Source organism: Allofrancisella heilbronnii (assembly GCF_000710735.2).
GTDB classification, from domain to species: Bacteria; Pseudomonadota; Gammaproteobacteria; order Francisellales; family Francisellaceae; genus Francisella; species Francisella frigidaquae.
On sequence record NZ_CP144673.1, the window covers coordinates 883,288 to 903,601 of the forward strand.

A 20,314-nucleotide genomic window follows, 5' to 3' on the forward strand; every position below is an offset into this window, starting at 1 on the left:
TTATAGCAGATGGAAACCAAAGGTGTAAAAAATAAGGTACTTTCTTATGTCTATTAGAACTAAGCTAGGTCAACTTTTTATGATGGATTTTCGCTACTGGGGTGAAGATCTAAATAAAAATCCAATTCCTTTTACTAAAGCAAACCAAACTATTTGTAACCTTTTTAAAGAGTATAACCTAGGTGGCTTTATTCTTTTTAAGGAAAATATACAAAATAATCGTCAAACTATTTCTTTACTTAGAGATTTGCAAGGGGGTAATAGAATCCCACTATTTTTTGCAACAGATCAAGAAGGTGGTAGGGTTCATAGACTAATTCAAGGAACTAGTGGCTGTGGCAACATGGCTATAGCTGCGACAAACAACCCTAAAAACTCTTACCAAATGTCTAAAATACTCGGAGATGAATTACACAGTTTGGGTATTAATATTAATTTTGCTCCTGTAATCGATGTTAATTCAAATAAAAGCAATCCCGTTATAGGAGTCAGATCGTACTCTGATAATCCTAAGACAGTTATTAAATACGCCAGAGAAAGCATAAAAGGTTTGTCCGATGCCAATATCATCAATTGTGTTAAGCATTTCCCAGGCCATGGAGATACTGCCGTAGATAGCCATGTTGGTAATGTAATATTAAATAAAAACCTAGATGAATTAGAAAAAATAGAATTATATCCCTTTAGAGAACTTGTTAAAGAATATGATATGGTGATGTCAGCGCATATTAGTGTTCCAAGTATTGATGATACAAAGCATATTTCTATATCCAATAATCAAGAAATTTACATACCAGCTACATTATCGAATAAGGTGATCACAAAACTTCTAAAAGAAGAGATTGGATTTACTGGGCTAGTGATTACTGATGCTATGGATATGAAAGCTATAACAACTCATTTTGACCCAGTACAAGCTACTAAACTTGCTATACTGGCTGGCGTAGATATAGTGCTAATGCCTACACGAGTTTGGTGTGAGCAGGATATTTATAAACTAAAAAAACTCTTTGTTGAGTTAGAAAATGAATATATTTCAAATAAGAGTTTTGCTAAAGCGGTAGATATAGCATATGACAAAATAATTAAATTTAAAGATGTGAAAATAAGTCAAAATTCTGCTCTAACCATGTCTTTTGAACAACAACTTAAACTTGCTGAAAAGATTGTAGGTTCGATCGAACACCAAAACATAGCTTATGAAATTTCTAAACAAAGCACTACTATAGTAAAAAATAATGGTTTAATCCCATATGATTTAAAAGATCAAGATACAATTTTAATTATAGATTTTGATAGCGAGAGATTAAAAGATTTTTATGAATGTTTAAGTCAGCTATTAAAACGAAAAAATCTACAAGCTAAAATCATGATTAAAAATATAAATGATGATGATTTACCAGAAGATATAAATTTAGCAGATATAGTTATTTTAGTTTCGGAGAATTTAAAGCAGTATAACCAAAAATATAGTTATCTAACATCTTTAGCACCTAAAAAAACTATAAACATAGCTGCGATAAAACCATACGATATAAATTATATAGATAATATTGAAAATTATGTTTGTATTTATGGAGCTACTTCTATTGATCAGACGAACTACACAAAAGTCTCTTTAAAAATAAACATCATGTCAGCTCTGGAAAATATCTTTGATAGTAATTTAAAACTAGAATCAGTTTTACCTATTACCTTATATTAATACCAATTCCAACACATATTATTACTTTCTAACTTTGTATTTCATACCTAATTTAATCCTTTAATATTTGCCAATTGGCAAATTGCGGTTAGCGGCTGTAAAGACAAGCAATAAGCAGCTACAACTGTTTGAGCTTTGTGAGTTTTGTAGCTGCCCTTGGCTTACAGCTACGCGATAGCATCATAGTGCTAGGCAGTTTTGCATACTTTTTCTGCCATGAAAACAGTATGTCGCAATAACTAGCAAAGCTAGTTGCGAAACACTTTTAAAGATACTATTAAAAAATTTTGTATTATTTAAACTCTTAAACTCTTAAACTCTTAAACTCTTAAACTCTTAAACTCTTAAACTCTTAATATCTAACTCAGGTTACATTAGTCTTAGTCAAAATTCAAATCTATTATTTGCTTATTTTGCCAAGCGTTAACAAAGTCATAAGATACAATATTAGCTTTTTTCATCTCTGCTTGGCTCATTTTATGAATTTGCTCAGGTAATATATAACTTACTCTAGCAGCTAATGATCTTATATCAAGAATCCCTGCTTCTCCAGTTAATGTAAAGCTGTATAAGAACCAATAATAATTATCTAGTCCTCCGAAATTTTCTAGCTTATTATTCTGGTCTGTAACTAAAGTTTTAGGTGATGCAGTTTCTGAGTATTTATCATATATGGTGTAATTTTCTGGACTAATGTTTGGATAACCAACATACCCCCATAAACCATCTTTTGAATCTATATACGTACCAAGCTCCCTTTTATTTAGTAAAGGCACGATTTTACCTTTTAATTCAGATAAAGTAACTTTACGTAGAGAATCTCCATCTTCTTGTTTATAGAAATATGGATCTAGTTTACTTTTTAAAGTTGATATCATTTCTTTTTTATCGGTAGCCTTTATTGTAGAAGAACTACTTTCGTTCGTTTCAGCGTGAGCTAAATATAAAAATATAACTTCGTTTTTACCTTCAGTTGTTATAAAACTTTCCATCTCTTCTAAAAATTTATTAAAGGAAACACCATAACCATGACCCCAGTCATAATTTTGGTGAAAAAGCGCCATCTCTTTACCATTAAACATACCCACTCTAACATCAAAAAAGCGAACCCCTGCACGAAGCTGCTCTGTTATATTTAAATCGTTTGTAAAGTACCACTCAGGGTGTTTACGTGCTACAGAACTTACAACAACCTCGCTAATACTTGGATTATCACTAAATCTAATAGAGCTTTGATATACTCCAGAATCGTGAGTAGCAGGCATAATTAATTGGTTTAAAAGTAGATTAGGGTTTTGATTAATTAACTGCTCCATCCAATTAGTATTATCAGGCTTAGCTGCCCTTATATATATAGAAAGCCTTTCTTCAGATCCTACTAAGAAAACAGAATCACCTGGAGCGCTAGCTTGGTTTAATGAAATGCTTTTTGTAAACGGTCCTGAATTAAAAGCCAAGTTTTGGTTTGTCGAAAATTTTAATAAATCATCATTTCCTGTTTCGACATACATTGTATATGGCCCGGAGACATCATTAGACCAAAACGACTTATTTAGTTCTAAGTGAGAACAAACTCTTTCTCCTTCTAAAACAGTCTTGCCTTGAAAATTATCTCTAATTTGAGTATTTTTATTTTCCCAGTCACTGGAGTTAAAATCTACTCGTTTGATAGTTATAGGTTGTGAATATTGATTAATAATGCATAATTCGGAACCTTTACTTCCAGCATATAATTTTGAAAAAAATAGACTCATAAAGAGTACACCAAGTAATTTTGTTTTCTTATATTCCATAGGTTCTCCTAACATTAGTACGATTAAACGAAATTTTTATAAATTAGTTAGATTTACTTTAAATGAGGCTTCTAAACTTAAGTAAAATAATCTCCAAAACTTATTTTATATTTTAATTTAAATTTATTCAACAATTAAATTAATAAAAATTATATTAAACAATCGTATAAAATAGACTCATGATGTTACCTAGAAGTTTACAATTTAACAAGTATTATAAACTAAGCAAAATATTAAAATAATTACAAAATATATAATTTTATTAAAAATTATTTTTATAATATATTTAAAATATTATTTATTTATTATAGAATATTTAAAATTAACAAAGTTAAACATTAGGCAATATTATGAAATTTAAACATGCTATATACATATCATTTCATGGAGATATGAATGGAACAGGTAGTGAAACTAGGAAATCCTATTTTTATCAAAAAGATAAAAACCTAGAGCGTAAGTATACAATTAAAATGCACAGCGATCACAAACGTAAAGCTCTACTGAATCATGAAATTCCATTTGTTAGGATAAATTTTCCTTATAACGGGGATTTTCTTAATGGAAAACTAGCTATCAGTTCGAACCACAGCAATTATGATATTGCAGAAGAATTAATGGCAAAAGAATTAAAAAATATTCAACCATATTCTAGGATCTATATCTCTGCATATAGCGTAAGTGAACGTAGTATTCAACAACTTATAAAACTTCCTGGTCATGACAACTTAGAGAATGTTTATATTCAAGCTTCCGATATAGTAAATACTCTATCCAAATATATCCCTAATATATCTAAAAACAACCTCCAAATTTTCCTTATGGTAAGCAAAATTGAGCAAGAAGTTTCACCTAAATTTTTTGCTCAATCGTTGATGGAAGAATTACACAAAAATAATTTCAATCAGACTTCTGTCGTAGCATATAATAATGCATGTAAGGCTATTGAACTAACTAAGAGTTCAAAAAATAAGTTTAAATTAAACGATATATCAACAGTAGATAGAAAATATGCTTTCAAAAAAACAGCGGATGAATTACATTTTAAACATGGTAATAAGCAATCCGATAATAAAATTGTCTTCCATAATTACAAACAATACTCAAAAGTTAATGGGGTTAATGGTCAAATATCAATAGCTAATGGCCAAATATATGAATTACCATATCGTATATTCAAAAAAAATTATATGACATCAAATTATTTCAATGAAAACATAAAAAATAACCTAAGTTACGTAAAGAATGAAAGCTTGTTCAAATCCAAAGCAGAAATTAATTATTTAAGAGATCTTCTGCTTACTAACACGGTTGATGAGTATATTAATAATTATGAACAAAAATCGTTTCATGGAATAAAACATCATCATGGAAAGACAGGCCTTAATAGAATAAATTGTTTTCACAATAGAATCGCAGCTATAAGTGAAAACGATATAGTAGATGCGAACGATAAAGATACATTAAATAAGCTAGCAAACAGTATAATCGTCGAAATAATAAATTTTGCTAAGCAAGATGGTGAATATAGAAAATTCGCGGGTAACTCTTTATTTTCTAAAAAAATAAATGTCAATGATAATTCAGGTATGACTAAAATATTAGAAGGTTTACAAATGTTTTATAAACAAATGGCCGGTGCTTTTGATAATAAGCTTGCAAATGAATCCCTACGAAAGTTTCAAGAAACTTTGGATTTAGATACTGAATTGACCAATTTATCAGAAAAAAGAACGCGAGAAGATCTATTAGGTACACTGAAAAGTCAAGAAGTTCGGACTTTCCAAATAAAAAGCCAAAAGTCCCAAAGTTCCACAAATAGTGCCTTAGGCTCTTCTTTAATTCCTAACTTTGCCTAGCCCTTACACTTTTATTAGCGTGGATTTTTTGTCTAATTAGTTTAGAGAAATCCTTGTTATGAGTTGATGATTTTTTACTTTTATTTGCTCTTTTTGCTGCAATAATTTTTACTTCATCTATTTTCTTGGCTTTTGTTTTTCTACTCATACTTGTAGTAGGTACATTATGTTGAGCTTCAAAACCTTCAAGCTCTTCACGAGGTAACAAGTGTCCTATTAGATGCTCGATATTTGATAGCATCTCAACTTCATCAGCACTTACTAATGATATAGCTATTCCAGTTTGGCCTGCCCTTGCTGTTCTACCTATACGATGTACGTAGTCTTCGGCAACACTCGGTAAATCTAGATTTATAACGTACGGCAACTGTTGAATATCTATGCCTCTAGCTGCTATATCTGTAGCCACTAAAACAGTTATCAGATTAGATTTAAAATCTGCTAAGGCTTTTGTTCTGGCAGTTTGACTTTTATTGCCATGGATAGCGCTAGCTTTTATATCTGCATCATTAAGCTTCTCAGCTATCTTATTAGCTCCATGTTTTGTACGTGAAAATACTAATACTTGATTCCAATTATCCCTTTTGATTAGGGATATCAAAGCGTTAACTTTTTGTGATTTATCTACAGTTATAATACTTTGGGTTATTTTTTCTACAGTTGTATTAGCAACATCAGCAGAAACAGATTTAGGGTTATTTAAAAAACTTTGTGCTAAATCTTTTATCTCTGGGGAAAAAGTAGCTGAAAACATTAGTGTTTGTATCTTCTTAGGCAAAAGCTTATGGATTCTTTTTAAGTCATGAATAAAACCCATATCAAGCATTCTATCAGCTTCATCCAAAACTAAGGTGTTTAAGTCAGTAAATCTAATAGCATTTTGACTATATAAGTCTAGTAATCTACCAGGTGTCGCTATTAGGATTTCTACTCCTTTTCTTAATTTCATCATTTGAGGGTTTATGCTTACACCACCAAATACTACTGTAGAACGGATATGCGTATTTGCAGCATATATACTAACTTGATCTTCTATTTGAGCAGCTAGTTCCCTCGTTGGTGTTAGAATAAGAACTTTAGTTGTATTAGGTCTAGCTTTAGGCTGATTTATTAATTTTTCAATAATTGGTAATGTAAATGCTGCAGTTTTGCCTGTACCAGTTTGTGCACTTGCCATTAAGTCATTATCTTTTAATATAAGAGGAATAGATTTCTCTTGAATTGGTGTTGGCTTTGTGTAGCCTTTAGTTTCTAGAGCTTTACATATCTGTGTTGAAAGCCCTAATTGCATAAAATTAGTAGACATTTGTATCCTTTTAATATTTAGTCATATTATATTATCATTTATAAAAGTATTAGTTAGATTTATTTACAAGCTATTACATAATATAATTGTTTTAGGAACTTTTATTTTGCTCGAATTTAATGAAAACAACATATGATAAAGAGCTAGGTTTACAAGTACAAGAGTACCTAGTATCAAAGGGACTAGAAGCCTATAGAAGCTTGAAAATAGACAAACCCAAGCAGATAGAAACTATTTCAAACGCTTACCAAGAAATTCTAACAGCTTTAGGTCTAACTACTATTGAATTTGAAAAAACCCCACATAGAGTCGCTCGAATGTTTGCCCAAGAAATTTTTTATGGTCTTGACTATGGCAATTTTCCTGCTTGCGCTTTATATGAAAATGAATTTAAGTATGATGGTATACTTACACAAAAAAACATTAATATAATGTCTTTTTGTGAACATCACTTTGTACCATTTGAAGGAACAGCGGAAGTTTCATTTATCCCAAAAGATAATAATATTATTGGCTTATGTCGCATAAATAGTATTTGTGATTTTTTTGCAAGACGGCCACAAATTCAAGAAAGAATGGCTGCTCAAATATTTGAAACACTTAAATTTATACTCAAAACAGAAGATGTATCTGTAAAAATAACAGCCCAACATACTTGTGTTTCATTTCGAGGAAAAAACAATAAAAATTCTGAAACTTTTACACAAATTATTGGCGGTTACTTTAAAAATGAGTGATTTACTTGATCTAGGTTGTATTTTCTTTTTTATTCTAATAATTAGTTGTATTTTTACAAAAAAATACGTGAGAATTTTTTTTATATTTATAGTTATAGTTTATTATCTAGCAGGTAGTGGTTTACTGGGAAAACTTTTAGCTAGTTCACTAGAAACCAAACCTACAGATATAAATATATGCTCAAATACTAAAGGTATAATTTTACTAGGTGCTAGTGTATCCAAACCCTTAAATGGTAACTTAGAACCAGGTCTTGCTGCTTATGATAGGATTTTAAAGACTGCTGAAGTTTATACCAAATATCCTCAAACGATAATAATAACAGGTGGAGTTACTAATGATAATAAACTTTCAGAAGCTGAAGTTTATGCAGACGATTTATATAATCTAGGAGTACCAAAACCAGAGCTATTATTGGAAAAACAAGCAAAAAATACTTATCAAAATGCTAAGTTTGTGAAAGAAATAATTGGTAATAGTCAAAATAACTACTGCCTAATTACTGATTCAACACATTTAAAACGTGCCGAAATATATTTTAATGAATTTGATATTAAAACTATTAGTCTAGCCTCATCTAACCCTACCACCCAACTTAAGATACTACCTAATGCTTATAATTTTTATGTTACACAAAGAATTGTTCATGAATATTTGGGTATAGTAAGAGCATATTTATCTAAAAATTAATACATATAGTCATAAGACTGCAGACTTGCTATAATTTTCAAAAAACTTGCATAATTTAGAAATGAAATATACAAAATTAGGATCAACAAACATAGATATCAGTAGAATTTGCCTTGGAACAATGACATGGGGTAGGCAAAACACTCAAGCTGAAGGTTTTGAGCAAATGGATTATGCACTTTCTCAAGGAGTTAATTTCTGGGATACAGCAGAGATGTACCCTATTCCACCTACAGCTGACAGGTATGGAGATACAGAAACCATTATAGGAAATTGGTTTAAAGCTACAAAAAAACGTCAAGAAGTAACTCTAGCAACTAAATTTTCACCTATGCAGTGGGCAAGAAATGAAAAAAATCCAAAAACTGATAAACAAAATATAATTACAGCTGTCGATAACAGCTTAAAACGTTTATCAACAGATTATATTGATCTTTACCAATTTCACTGGCCAACTAATAGAGCTCATTACCATTTTGGTAATTGGTGGGATTTTGAGCCTCCAGTTGGTAATAAAAATAAAAATCAGATTGTTGATAATATTTTAGAAATTTTACAAACATGTGAGGAGCTAATAAAAGCAGGTAAAATAAGATATATTGGTTTATCTAATGATTCTGCTTGGGGTATTAACCAGTTTATTAAATTAGCTGAAAAACATAATTTACCACGCCTTCAAAGTATCCAGCATGAGTACAATCTTAACCGAAGAAGAGATGAAACTGATGTTATGGAGAGCTGTGCTCTTGAGGATATTTCTTACCTTGCATGGTCCCCTCTTGAACAAGGAATTATAACAGGCAAATACCTTAATGGAGCTAGACCTAAAGGTGCTAGGATGTCACCAGAAATTTTAGATGGTCAAGAAGACCGTTATAAATTTAGACTAATAACAAATGATGAAGCAGTAGCTGCATATATAGATGTAGCAAAAAAACATAATTTGGATATTTGCCAGATGGCTATAGCTTTTACTATAAGAAAGCCATATATGAGTTGTAGTATTATAGGGGCTACTTCTATGGAGCAACTTAAAAATAACATTGACGCTATAAATTTAAATTTAACAGCAGAAGTATTAGTAGATATTGAAAAAGTTAGAAGGAAATATCCTGTACCTTTTTGATTTTTTAAAAGTCAAAATCTATCCACAAAATGCCAAAAAACACTCGCCTATTACCAATTATAATATTCTTCTTTATTAAAATAGAAAGTATTTCATATTCTAAGGCAAAAATATTCCCCTTGAAATAAATTAAAAATTTATTTAAAATATGTAAATTTAAAAATTTATTTTAAACATGAACTTAAAAGAATTTAAGCAACTTGCTAACAAAGAAATAAATGATTACATAAACCCACGTCACTTTTTTAAGAACCGCCTCCATGTAAATGAAGCGAATAAATTATTAAATGAGATAAATCGTTGTAAGCTTAGGGATGAGGTAATTTTTGTTTTAGATTCTTTTATAAACGCTTACGATGGATCTGGAGCAATTGAAGAATATACAACAGATAGAGGAACTCAAGCATTATTCAACCAACCAAAACAATTTCAACAACATACTCTACCACGATCTCAAAAATACAAGAAAAAAACTGGAGATTTTTATAAACTATTATTCGAACTTAAAAATGTTCTATTAATGGAAGTTGAAGCTGAACTTTCTCCTATTAGAAGAGAGATTAACAGAGATAAAGCTCATTCAGCTATAAAAGCGGTAAATAGTAATCCTGATTTTCCTACATTAACCAGATACCGTAAACACCTTAGTAAAATAACACCACTTAGTAATGTTCTAAACGGAATACCCTTAGCTTGTGGAATTCCAGATGAAATATTAGATATATCAGATTGCTATGATGATCAGTTCGTAAGTGCAGCTTACTATAGCTATACATTTACTGAAGATCGAAGTGCTTTTAAGGACCTAAAAAATTATGTGCTCCTACCATTTTTAAAGAGTGTGTTATCCGTACTTGAGTGCATAAAAGATAAGAAAACTATAAAAGATTATATTACAAACCCAAAACAAACTAATTCACCTTTATTTTTCTATTACTCCATAAATGAATCACTTGAGCTAATTCGTAACAACAAGTTTTCATATTTCTTAGACAATTATCCAATAAGTTTAGTCTCCAACCTTTATGAAGAAATTCTGTCAGTTGTTGAACAAGCAAAAAGCTATGAAGATTATTTTAACCTTGGAAGTGTATTAAAACGTAACGTAATTTCAGTTTTTACAAAGTATAACAATGGAAGTAGTAGCAGTAGTTACGAAAGTAATAACTCTGATTCACTTCGGAAATCTTTTATTGGTGAAGAAAGAAACATATATCAAAGAAATCGCTCCCACTCAGTTTCTCGGTTTGAAGAAGAAAAAGAACCTTATTGGAAAAATAAGTAGGCTTATAATTTAAAAAAATTACCTAATGTACTTAATCCATATTCTGTTAAATAAGCCTCTGGATGATATTGAACCCCAAAGATTTTTAAACTTTCATGCTGAAAAGCCATAATTTCATTATTTTCAGTTATAGCAGTAGTAATAAGAGGTTTTTTAATCTCATCCACTATTAGGGAATGATAACGTGTAACTTCAAAATTTTCTGGATGGTTAAAATAAAGTGGAGATTGGTTTTGTTGATTGATTACTGAATTTTTACCATGATAAACTTGCTTAGCATTGATAATTTTAGAACCATAATATTGAGCTATTAGCTGATGACCTAAACATATACCTAATAAAGGAGTATTATTTTGCTCGCAGTATTTAATAACTTGGTATTGTTTTTTTAACTCATTTGGGTGCCCTGGACCAGGTCCTATCACAACATGACTAAAGCTACCTAAATTTGGTACATCACCATCTGTTTTAACTACTAAGACCTTATGACCAAGGTAAGTAATATAGTCGACTATAGTATTAGTAAAAGAATCATAATGATCAATGAAAAGCACCATAATCAAAACTCTAAATAAGCTGGTATTAAACATCTGACACTATTGATAAGATATATCTTATCAGCTGCTTTCAATTCTTCTAAGCTAATACTTTTAACTTCAGTCTCTTTTTTATCTACTAGTGTTTTTCTAGCTACACCTGCTAATACACCATCACTAAGTTTAGGAGTATATTTTTTACCATTAGTTTCTATAATTATATTGTGAAACCTTGTTTCTGTAAGGTTGTTAAACTCATTTAAAAATACAATCTCTGTATTTGAGCAGTTGCCAACATACTTTTCATGCATAATTGTATAAAAGCCTCTCGTAGATGAGTGGGTAGTTTTATAGTTAAATAATTTATTTTTAGAGTCTATTCTTTCAGGACAAACTTTAAGTTTTACCGGTATGATATTAGAATTATTGATTTCAGTATCCTCAATACTGAAGCTTTGATCATGAAAATATTCTAAACGAACTTTATATTCCTTATCTGCCTCTAATTTTTTAGAGTATTTATTTAAACTTTTAGCTACATTATCAATACAAAAATCAAAAAATAACCTCTCGGCAGTATTTTGTAAACGTTGTAGGTGTAACTCTAGGTTCCTAAATCCATTATAAAAATATATGCTCTCTACTAATGAGAAATCAGGCTTATAGATTTGTTTTATAAAGTTTATTTTGGTAGCCATTTCTTGCCATTCTGAAAAACATTCAGAATATATTGTAACTCCTCCACCTACTCCTAATTGTAAGTTTTGACCCTTCTTTTGAATAGTTCTAATAGCAACGTTAAAACACATGTCATTATTTGGCAGTATGTAACCAATAGCTCCTGTATAAACACCCCTATTGTCGTTTTCAATATTTTTAATAAGTTCCATGGTGCGCTTTTTTGGTGCTCCTGTTATAGATCCACATGGAAAAAGACTATCTAGAATTTCTTTTAAAGATATCTCCTGATCTACATCTGCTGAAATTTCAGAAGTCATTTGTAAAAGCTTATTATATTTTTCTATAGTAAATGCTTCATCAACTTTTACTGTATGAGTTTTGGCAATACCTGACAAATCATTTCTTAATAAGTCTACAATTATAAGATTTTCAGCTCTATTTTTAGAGCAACTAAGTAGTTGGTTATAAGCTTTTTCATCCTCGTTAATATCCCCAGTAAGTCTTGCTGTACCTTTCATAGGTCTTACAACTAGCTTTGTAGCTTGTTTTTTAAAAAATAGCTCTGGAGATATTGATATTATTTCAATATCCCGAAATGGTAAATACGCACCGTATCTAACTGGTTGTTGCTTCTTTAATAAAGTATATAACTCTAAACCACTTAATGAAGTAGTTCCATTAATATTTTTTGTATAATTGATTTGGTAACTTTCACCATTTTGTAAAGCATCTTGAACTTTTACAAAACCTTTTTGATAGTCATCAAAGCTAAGGTTATCTATGAGTAAGTCGATACTTTTGTTACTTTCTTTTGCAGGGATATTATTTTCAAGCTTTTTAAATGCTACAAAATAAAGGAGTATTCCATCGTTATCTGACCTTAGATGTGCTAAAGTTTTATTTAAATAGTAGCTTGCTTCATAGCTAACAAAACCAGCTAAATACAAACCTTGTTTTTGTAGCGTTAACATCTCTTTAAAAGCTTCTAATAAGGATGGCTCATTAGTCGCAATAATTTTTGTTACTGGTTCGGTAAAATAATAACTTAACTCTTTTGTTAAAGAATCCTCAAACAAGGCATATTCTGGTAAAACTTTATTCATTTTCTACAATCTGCCTTATTTTTTTTCTATCTACTTTACCAGTATTTGTCAACGGTATTTGATCAAAGTTTAATAATAAGTCCACTTTTTTATATTCAGCTAAATATTTTAACAAGTGTTTGTTTAACTCTTCTAAAGAAATTTTACTTTCGCTAACTATAATAGCACAAACAAGCTCTCCCCAAATTTTATCTTTTTTGCCAACAACTACACAAGATTTTATACTAGCTAACTTTAAAATAATATTTTCTAGCTCTACTGGGGAAATATTTGAACCGCCCTTTATAATAATATCTTTGTACCTGCCATAGAAAGTAAGTTTTTTAGTTTGTTCATCAAAGCTACCTATATCTCCAGTTTTAAGCCACTCTTTTTTATTGTTAATTGGTAACATAAAGCTTCTAATGAAGATTTTACCATAAGTACAACCTTCAAACTTTTCTATTTTAATCTCTGTATCTTTAAAAATTTCAACCTCATTTATACTAGTGTTTTCGCAAACATTTTGCCCATAACCAAAAATCTCTGTCATACCTATACCGTTTAATAAAGGTAACCCTAACTTTTGTTTTATAGCTTTGTATAACTTTTCGGAAGCTAAATCTCCTGCTACACTTAAATACCTTAGTGTATGTTTAGTGATATTTTCTTTTAGTAAAAAATAATACATAGTTGGTAGCAAAGCTAAAGATGTTACTTTACATCTAGATATTATCTGTGCCATCTTTTGAGGGTTAAATTCTCTAATAATCGTAATATCTAACCCTATTGCTAAAGTTGGTAAAAGTTGATATGAAAAAGCAAACGCATGATTCATAGATAACGCTATCAATAAATGATCATCTATTACTAAATCTAAATCATTAGCTCTATTTTTAGCATATTCTATAATTTGATTAATGTTATGCATATGTTTTTTATAAGCTCCTGTAGTACCTGAGCTTACATGAGCTGTTATAGCTTTGCTGAATACACTAAAATCTGTAGTTTTAGTAATATTCTCCAAAAATTTTATTTCATTGTCTATTATAAGAACTTCAATATTATTCTTTTTATAAAACTCTGTCAGCTCGATACTGTCTTTATCTGTTAAAAATAAAGAATTGGTCTCTAAAATTCCTTCTAGCTCCTTATCTATAAGCCTAGGGTTAACTGGTACAACTAACTCAATTTCTGCAATCCAGCTAGCCAGATATAAACAAATTGTTAGAGGTGAATTTTTAAGATTGAAGAAAACTTTTTTATATTTATAAGATTCAAGTAGCCTAGCTAAATCATAGCTTTTTGTAACAATCTGATTATAGCTATACTCTTGGTCTTCAAAATAAACTTTACGTTGTGATGAGTAACTACTTACCCTTTGCAAAAAGTTTTCAACTAAAGGCATTTTCTACTTAGTATTTCAATATATTATCTAACTTCTAGATATGATATATTAAGTTACTAAAACTTACATTTATTTCTGATTATTAAATATGGAGTTAAAATATTTAACCAAAACAACCCTTTTATATGATAATTGATTTGCTAAACCATTGTTATTTATTGCTTTTCAACTTTTAAATAACAGCAATTTAGCTATTTTCAATATAATTTAAATTTTTTTGTGCACAGAACCTAGTTAAAAATGACTAATATCAATATAAAAATGCAGCTTTGTACTTTCTTTAAAAACCTAGTTAGTGTATTAATTCAACAGTTTTTTGTATAAAATAAAAGATGGACAAAACATCCAACCAGTTGATGTTTAGAGTTGTCTTTATCTAGATCAATTAAGGAACATGCTATGGCAATGTATTTATGTGAAAGGTGTAACCAAAAATTTAATGGTAGCTCTGCTCTTAGGGAGCACAGAATAGAAGTTCATGGTTCTATTTTTATGTGTAAAGAGCCGGGGTGTACCGAAGTACTTAATAGTGGCCCCGCTCTTACTAGTCATAAAAAACTAGTACATGGTAATGGTTTTAAATGTTACGAGAAGGGGTGTACCCAAACATTTAATAGTGCCTCTGCTCTTAAAAGTCATAAAATGAAAGAGCATACTGGTTTTATATGTAAAGAGCCGGGGTGTAACCAAATATTTAATAATTACAATACTCTTAGGGATCATAAAATAAGAGATCATGGTTCTGGTTTTATATGTGAAGAGCCGGGGTGTAACCAAACATTTAATAATTACAATACTCTTAGGGAGCATAAAATAAGAGATCATGGCACTGGTTTTATATGTGAAGAGTGTAACCAAGTATTTAATAATAACACGACTCTTAGGGATCATAAAATAAAAGATCATGGTTCTGGTTTTATATGTGAAGATTGTAACCAAAAATTTAATAATCATACTACTCTTCGTAATCATAAAACAAAAGTTCATGGCTTTGGATCTGATAAAGAAGATATAAACCTAGAACTTATATTACCTCCAGTAAGTCATAAATATTTAAAAGGATTAGATCCAGTTCGGGAAATTTTTGAGAAAAAGATTGGAGAAAATGACCTCAGCAAACTATCTGCTCATTATTATGAGACAACACAATTCTTATTTAATCAACAAAATAAATATCAAAATATTGCGGTTTGTGAATTTACCTTTCAATATAATTTTGAAATAAAGGATAATACGCAAATTATATTCGTCTGTGCTGGGAGAATATCTCAGAATAGTAGCTTTGTACCTAATAAATCTACTAAAACTATAATTGTTCCTGTAATTCATTTATCTGAAAGAAACAATATCAGTGGCACAACACTAAGCTACCAGATAACTGGAGATTATAATAAAGAGAAAAATATCACAACTCGTAGAGCAGCTATATTACATTTTGCTAAGCATTTTAAATTAAATGATTTTATAATGATGGACGATAATATTAAGTCTATTGTTCATTTTAATACAGTTATATCATCAAGCACTGAAAGAAATTGTGATTGGGATGGTCTATATGACTTTTTGAGAAAAGAATGTAAGGAAATAGGATCTTTTATTACAGGGATGAATAATATCTATGGTATAAATTTAAGATTCCCTTCAAAAATCCATTTTATAAATAGCAAAGAAATATTTGAGATTTTAGATTCCTCTTTTAAAGGAGAAGTTAAACACTTATTACCTAATTTAAATAATCAAGAAGTTCATTTTCCTTTAGAAGATTACTACATGCTATTTAGCATAATGTTTTTATATAAATGCAAATATAAATCTGATAATACAAAGTCAATTATGGATAGTATAGGAATTTTAAATCAAGAAACTATTGGTTATGAAAGATCAATGTTTACTACTAATAATTCTAAAAAAGAGTCTTTAATTAACTTAACGACTGCCAATGATTGGCTCTTAGTTGATACTAATGGCAGCACAGATTTGAGAAAGTTTGTTATTGATACTCTAAAAACAACTGTAACAAAAGCAATTGAAACTAAAAGACAATATTATGAAGACTATAGAAAAATATTTGTGTTAGATTTTTATAAAAAGAATTCTCTAAAATTTGATTCTCAAAAAAATAAATCCAACGTTTATGATAACGTTACATCAAAAATATTTAAAGAATTTCGTGTCCCCCAGGCAGAAGCTGCCGATATTATAAATAAATCAGACAAACAAATCATAAACATAAGAATGCCTACTGGGACAGGTAAAACTAAGGTTATCTTGTATTCGGCATTGTCTTTACTACAAAGTAGGAGTGTTTTTATAATTGCGCCAACTATTGATATAGTTAATCAAATATTTGATTCCTTCAAAAAAGATTTGACGGAATATAAAGATATAAACATCCCATTTCTAAAAATAATGTCAGGCGAGAAAGCTATTTGTGAAAAAATGCTTGACCGAAATCATCTATATAACCATAGATTTGGATATATATTTTGTTATGATTCATTTAAGATTTTTTTAGCAAGAAACAAAAATACATATCCAGATACTCCAAGAATATTTGATGAGTCGCATATATATTTTAAACCTAATAAAGAACATGAGGGTTTGTTAAGTACTAAAAATATATTATTTTCAGCTACGCCCTACTCTTTTGGTCCTTATGATTATTCTTTAAGTACTAAAAAAGCTACTGATGAGCTTAAACTTATTCCAAATGTCACAAAGATCCAAAAGGACTTTAATGGTGATAATGCCATATTTAAAAATATATGTAATATCTTAAGAGAAGAACATGGTAAGGGCTTAATTTTTTTAAGTGGTATTAAAAACATAAAAGATTATGCTAACAAATTGCAAGATTATTTTACTAAGCATCTTTTGGATGATAGAAAAATTATTGAAGTTCATTCAAAAGTAGCTAGGAACACTTATTCAGAAATAATAAGAAATGATAGTAATTTAATAATTTTAGCTGATAGAATGTTGCAACTTGGTACAGACATACCAAATTTAGATTTTATTATTAATACTAAAGAAGAGACTAACTATAGAGCGACGCAACAAATCATAGGTAGATTAAAAAGAGGGGATCCTGACTCAGAGAAAAAATACTACCACGGGAAACATAATTTCAAGAAAAACAAATCATTTATTAAATACGACGATGAAATTAATTTAGATATGGAAAGCGAATTCTATACTGCGGTTGATGATAATATGGAGGAAGAAAATGAGAATTCTAATTATATAAATAATTATGAGATTGATGAAGAAAGTATAAGTCAAGAGCGAAAGTCTATTTTGCAAACTTTTGAGGAAGAGTAAAGCTCTTTTCCGGGACTTTCCAAATAATTGAGTAAATTCTTGATTAACTTGCTAGATTAGATCTAGCACAAAATTACTTACAGTCCCCAAACCATAAAATACTAAGAAAATTACAACGTAGCATAAGTCTTACTTAGTATTTCAATATATTATCTAACTTTTAGATATGATATATTAAGTTACTAAAACTTACATTTATTTATATTTATAAACATGCAACAATCCTTATTTTTAAAAGGTCTAGAAATTTATGTTAATCTAGGATGTTCTGAAGAAGAAAAAGCTCAAAAACAAACGGTTAAAATAGACCTGGAATTAGCCTTTGATGAGAGTTTTACTGCCAGTGATACTGATGACCTACAGCAAACTATTTGCTACTATACATTAAGAAATGATATCCAAAAATTTTGTGATAATACTAGTTGTAATCTTATTGAATATTTAGCAAAACAGATTTATCAATTTATCTGTGCTAAGCACCCTACTATCACTACTAAGTATCTTAAACTTATAAAATCACCTCCTGTTTCCCAAATAGAATCAGCTGCTTTTATAATTAGGAATTAAAAATGCAATATATTATTGGTATAGGTGCTAATATTGGTTTTACATTAGAAAATATTAACAAAGCTATACATACTATAGCCTCTAACGAGAACATAAAGTTATTAGCTAAAGCGAGTCTTTACAGTAGCAAAGCTCTACTAAAAGATAATTCCCCTAAAGACTGGGATATCATATATTTAAATACTGCTATAAAAATAGAAAGTTCGCTAAAGCCACTAGAGTTATTAGAAACTCTTAAAGATATTGAAAAAAATATTGGACGAGATTTAAACGCTCCAATATGGTCACCTAGAATTATCGACTTAGACATACTTGCAGCAGAAGATCTAATCTTAGACACTGAAGAGCTCACAATACCTCATAAAGAACTTTTAAATAGAAACTTTGCTTTAGCTCCATTATTAGAACTCAATAAAAATTGGCATCATCCTAGACATATAGATATTGACCTAAATATTCGATTAAAAGAGCTAAAAAATATTGATATATTAAATCAAAGGTTATCTAACACTATGCGCATGGGTATAGTTAACCTGTCAGAACAATCTTTTTCTGATGGATTTCTAACTGATAATGAACGTAAAACCAACCTAGAGCAACTTATAGAAGATGGTGCAGAAATTATAGATATCGGAGCTGAATCAACAAAACCTGATGCTGAACCTATACCTGCGAGTGAAGAAATAAACAGATTAGATAGCTTTTTAGACTACCTAAAATCTCAATTGCATACTTTAAAATACCGTCCTTTAATTAGCGTAGACACTCGTAAATTAGAAGTTATGCAAGAAATTTTAGCAAAACACCATGATATTATCTGGATGATAAATGATGTGGAGTGTAATGATATTCAACAGAAATCTAAGCTACTTGCTAAATATGACAAAAAATATGTTATAACTCATAATCTAGGTATTATATATAGAAACCAGTATCTAGAAAAAAAAGACTCTATAGAAGAGATTTATAAATATATCCAAGGAAAAAAGAATATTTTAGTAAGTGAGGGTTTAAATAAAGATAACATTTACTTTGATATTGGTTTTGGCTTTAGTAAAAGTGCTGAGACTGCTAGATACCTGCTTGAGAATATAAACATTATAAAAGATAAATTAAACCTCAAAACTTTGGTTGGACATTCACGTAAGCCTTCTGTTTTAGGTTTAAATAAAAATACTAGCATTAATGAATTGGATCTAGCAACAAAGGAATTATCCCAAAAACTAGAACAACAAAACATTGAAATTATCAGAGTACATAAAGTTTAAAAGGAAAATCTTAAATGCCATATCATCCTATGTTGGAGAAAATACTAGACACTCCAGAGATTAGAGAGTTAAAAAAACAAGACTTACGCATTCAGCGTGAAGTTTTTAGTAAAAATGTAATTCAACTTATCAACCAAATCCCTAAACCAAATATAGTTGAAAAAGATATTAAGTTAGAAAACCAAACTACTTTAAGGCACTATCAGCCAAAAATTAGTAGTGACAAAGCTGTATTGTTTATACACGGTGGTGGCTGGTGTTTAGGCTCTATTGATACATATGATAATGTTTGTAGATATTTGTGCGATAATAGTGATTTTCATGTATTTTCGTTAGAGTATGGACTAGCTCCAGAAGAAAAATATCCTACAGCTGTTGAACACTCCCTGTACGCATATGATTGGTTATATGAAAATGCTATGCAATTTACTATAGATCCTAAAAATATTTTTGTAATGGGTGATAGTGCTGGCGGTAATCTTTCTACTATCATTTGTCATGAGCGTCAAGATAATATGCCTAAAGCTCAGATTTTAGTTTATCCAGCTGTAGATATGTATACTAAATATAACAGTATCAAAAAGTTTGATGCTCACAAATATCATCTGACCAGTCAGTGGTGTGAGATGTTTCTAAAAGCTTATATTGATGATATTAGTAAAAATTTTCATAAACTAAAAGACCCACAACTTTCACCTATATTCTATGAAAATACTAAACAGCCTGATACTTTAATAATAGCTGCGACTCACGATATACTTGTAGATAGTATATATGCTTATGAAGCAAAACTTAAAACTCAAGGTGTTCTAGTTGAAACTCACTATGATGAAGAAATGTTTCATGGTTTTATAAGTACCGTTGGCATTAGCCCATTAAATAATGCTAAAATTGCTTTAGACAAGGCGATAAAGTTTATTCAAACTAGATAAAAATTACTATGACAAGA

General features: G+C 29.7%; 15 protein-coding genes. 10 read left to right on the forward strand and 5 right to left on the reverse strand.

Annotated features, from left to right (window positions below; all coding sequences use genetic code 11):
• Positions 1-46: 46 nt before the first annotated feature.
• Positions 47-1,705 carry a glycoside hydrolase family 3 protein gene (locus tag FRA_RS04095; RefSeq protein WP_035719172.1) on the forward strand — a complete coding sequence of 553 codons (1,659 nt, stop codon included), beginning with the start codon at positions 47-49 and terminating at the stop codon, positions 1,703-1,705.
• Between the two features lie 380 nt (positions 1,706-2,085).
• Here the strand turns inward: FRA_RS04095 and FRA_RS04100 are convergent, their stop codons facing one another.
• Complete coding sequence (locus tag FRA_RS04100) at positions 2,086-3,498, reverse strand: PI-PLC domain-containing protein (RefSeq protein WP_035719175.1); 1,413 nt, start codon at positions 3,496-3,498, stop codon at positions 2,086-2,088.
• Positions 3,499-3,848: 350 nt separating this feature from the next.
• Between FRA_RS04100 and FRA_RS04105 the strand changes: the two genes are divergently transcribed.
• Positions 3,849-5,357 (forward strand): hypothetical protein, encoded by a 1,509-nt coding sequence (locus tag FRA_RS04105; RefSeq protein WP_035719177.1) that lies wholly within the window; start codon positions 3,849-3,851, stop codon positions 5,355-5,357.
• On the opposite strand, the gene FRA_RS04110 is transcribed toward FRA_RS04105, so the two are convergent.
• Positions 5,344-6,663, reverse strand: a complete 1,320-nt coding sequence (locus tag FRA_RS04110) for a DEAD/DEAH box helicase (RefSeq protein ID WP_035719178.1) — start codon at positions 6,661-6,663, stop codon at positions 5,344-5,346. The genes FRA_RS04105 and FRA_RS04110 overlap by 14 nt on opposite strands.
• A 119-nt stretch (positions 6,664-6,782) precedes the next feature.
• Between FRA_RS04110 and folE the strand changes: the two genes are divergently transcribed.
• The 4 genes from folE to FRA_RS04130 all read left to right on the forward strand — a co-directional run bounded on the left by folE (position 6,783) and on the right by FRA_RS04130 (position 10,502).
• Positions 6,783-7,400 carry a GTP cyclohydrolase I FolE gene (folE, locus tag FRA_RS04115; RefSeq protein ID WP_035719180.1) on the forward strand — a complete coding sequence of 206 codons (618 nt, stop codon included), beginning with the start codon at positions 6,783-6,785 and terminating at the stop codon, positions 7,398-7,400.
• Positions 7,393-8,091 carry a YdcF family protein gene (locus tag FRA_RS04120; protein ID WP_035719181.1) on the forward strand — a complete coding sequence of 233 codons (699 nt, stop codon included), beginning with the start codon at positions 7,393-7,395 and terminating at the stop codon, positions 8,089-8,091. The genes folE and FRA_RS04120 overlap by 8 nt, the downstream gene beginning before the upstream one ends.
• 61 nt (positions 8,092-8,152) lie before the next feature.
• Positions 8,153-9,217: an aldo/keto reductase gene (locus FRA_RS04125; protein ID WP_035719183.1), complete on the forward strand. Its 1,065-nt coding sequence runs from the start codon at positions 8,153-8,155 to the stop codon at positions 9,215-9,217.
• 175 nt (positions 9,218-9,392) lie between these two features.
• The gene (locus FRA_RS04130; RefSeq protein WP_035719185.1) at positions 9,393-10,502 is read left to right on the forward strand and encodes a hypothetical protein; all 1,110 of its coding nucleotides are present in this window, start codon (positions 9,393-9,395) and stop codon (positions 10,500-10,502) included.
• Between the two features lie 2 nt (positions 10,503-10,504).
• Here FRA_RS04130 and FRA_RS04135 read toward each other — a convergent pair whose 3' ends face one another.
• The 3 genes from FRA_RS04135 to FRA_RS04145 are packed head-to-tail and all read right to left on the reverse strand — an operon-like array spanning position 10,505 to position 14,209.
• Complete coding sequence (locus tag FRA_RS04135; protein ID WP_035719192.1) at positions 10,505-11,059, reverse strand: anthranilate synthase component II; 555 nt, start codon at positions 11,057-11,059, stop codon at positions 10,505-10,507.
• 2 nt (positions 11,060-11,061) lie between these two features.
• Entirely contained in the window at positions 11,062-12,822 is a 1,761-nt protein-coding gene (locus tag FRA_RS04140) for a chorismate-binding protein (protein WP_035719187.1), read from the reverse strand.
• Positions 12,815-14,209, reverse strand: coding sequence for a class I adenylate-forming enzyme family protein (locus FRA_RS04145; RefSeq protein WP_035719189.1), 1,395 nt, complete (start codon positions 14,207-14,209; stop codon positions 12,815-12,817). Before FRA_RS04145 ends, FRA_RS04140 begins: the two co-directional genes overlap by 8 nt.
• 399 nt (positions 14,210-14,608) lie before the next feature.
• Between FRA_RS04145 and FRA_RS04150 the strand changes: the two genes are divergently transcribed.
• From FRA_RS04150 to bioJ, 4 genes are all read left to right on the forward strand, one after another.
• Positions 14,609-17,530: a DEAD/DEAH box helicase gene (locus tag FRA_RS04150; protein ID WP_464110817.1), complete on the forward strand. Its 2,922-nt coding sequence runs from the start codon at positions 14,609-14,611 to the stop codon at positions 17,528-17,530.
• A 213-nt stretch (positions 17,531-17,743) separates the two neighbouring features.
• Complete coding sequence (gene folB, locus FRA_RS04155) at positions 17,744-18,097, forward strand: dihydroneopterin aldolase (RefSeq protein WP_035719199.1); 354 nt, start codon at positions 17,744-17,746, stop codon at positions 18,095-18,097.
• A 2-nt stretch (positions 18,098-18,099) separates the two neighbouring features.
• A complete protein-coding gene (gene folP / locus FRA_RS04160) occupies positions 18,100-19,365 on the forward strand; it encodes a dihydropteroate synthase (RefSeq protein WP_035719202.1) in 1,266 nt (421 codons plus the stop codon).
• 14 nt (positions 19,366-19,379) lie between these two features.
• Positions 19,380-20,297: an alpha/beta hydrolase gene (gene bioJ / locus FRA_RS04165; RefSeq protein ID WP_035719205.1), complete on the forward strand. Its 918-nt coding sequence runs from the start codon at positions 19,380-19,382 to the stop codon at positions 20,295-20,297.
• Positions 20,298-20,314: the final 17 nt, after the last annotated feature.

Coding starts and splice junctions, on each gene's coding strand:
- FRA_RS04095 (WP_035719172.1), top strand. CDS start 47: ATGTCTATTAGAACTAAGCTAGGTCAACTTTTTATGATGGATTTTCGC.
- FRA_RS04100 (WP_035719175.1), bottom strand. CDS start 3,498: ATGGAATATAAGAAAACAAAATTACTTGGTGTACTCTTTATGAGTCTA.
- FRA_RS04105 (WP_035719177.1), top strand. CDS start 3,849: ATGAAATTTAAACATGCTATATACATATCATTTCATGGAGATATGAAT.
- FRA_RS04110 (WP_035719178.1), bottom strand. CDS start 6,663: ATGTCTACTAATTTTATGCAATTAGGGCTTTCAACACAGATATGTAAA.
- folE (WP_035719180.1), top strand. CDS start 6,783: ATGAAAACAACATATGATAAAGAGCTAGGTTTACAAGTACAAGAGTAC.
- FRA_RS04120 (WP_035719181.1), top strand. CDS start 7,393: ATGAGTGATTTACTTGATCTAGGTTGTATTTTCTTTTTTATTCTAATA.
- FRA_RS04125 (WP_035719183.1), top strand. CDS start 8,153: ATGAAATATACAAAATTAGGATCAACAAACATAGATATCAGTAGAATT.
- FRA_RS04130 (WP_035719185.1), top strand. CDS start 9,393: ATGAACTTAAAAGAATTTAAGCAACTTGCTAACAAAGAAATAAATGAT.
- FRA_RS04135 (WP_035719192.1), bottom strand. CDS start 11,059: ATGGTGCTTTTCATTGATCATTATGATTCTTTTACTAATACTATAGTC.
- FRA_RS04140 (WP_035719187.1), bottom strand. CDS start 12,822: ATGAATAAAGTTTTACCAGAATATGCCTTGTTTGAGGATTCTTTAACA.
- FRA_RS04145 (WP_035719189.1), bottom strand. CDS start 14,209: ATGCCTTTAGTTGAAAACTTTTTGCAAAGGGTAAGTAGTTACTCATCA.
- FRA_RS04150 (WP_464110817.1), top strand. CDS start 14,609: ATGGCAATGTATTTATGTGAAAGGTGTAACCAAAAATTTAATGGTAGC.
- folB (WP_035719199.1), top strand. CDS start 17,744: ATGCAACAATCCTTATTTTTAAAAGGTCTAGAAATTTATGTTAATCTA.
- folP (WP_035719202.1), top strand. CDS start 18,100: ATGCAATATATTATTGGTATAGGTGCTAATATTGGTTTTACATTAGAA.
- bioJ (WP_035719205.1), top strand. CDS start 19,380: ATGCCATATCATCCTATGTTGGAGAAAATACTAGACACTCCAGAGATT.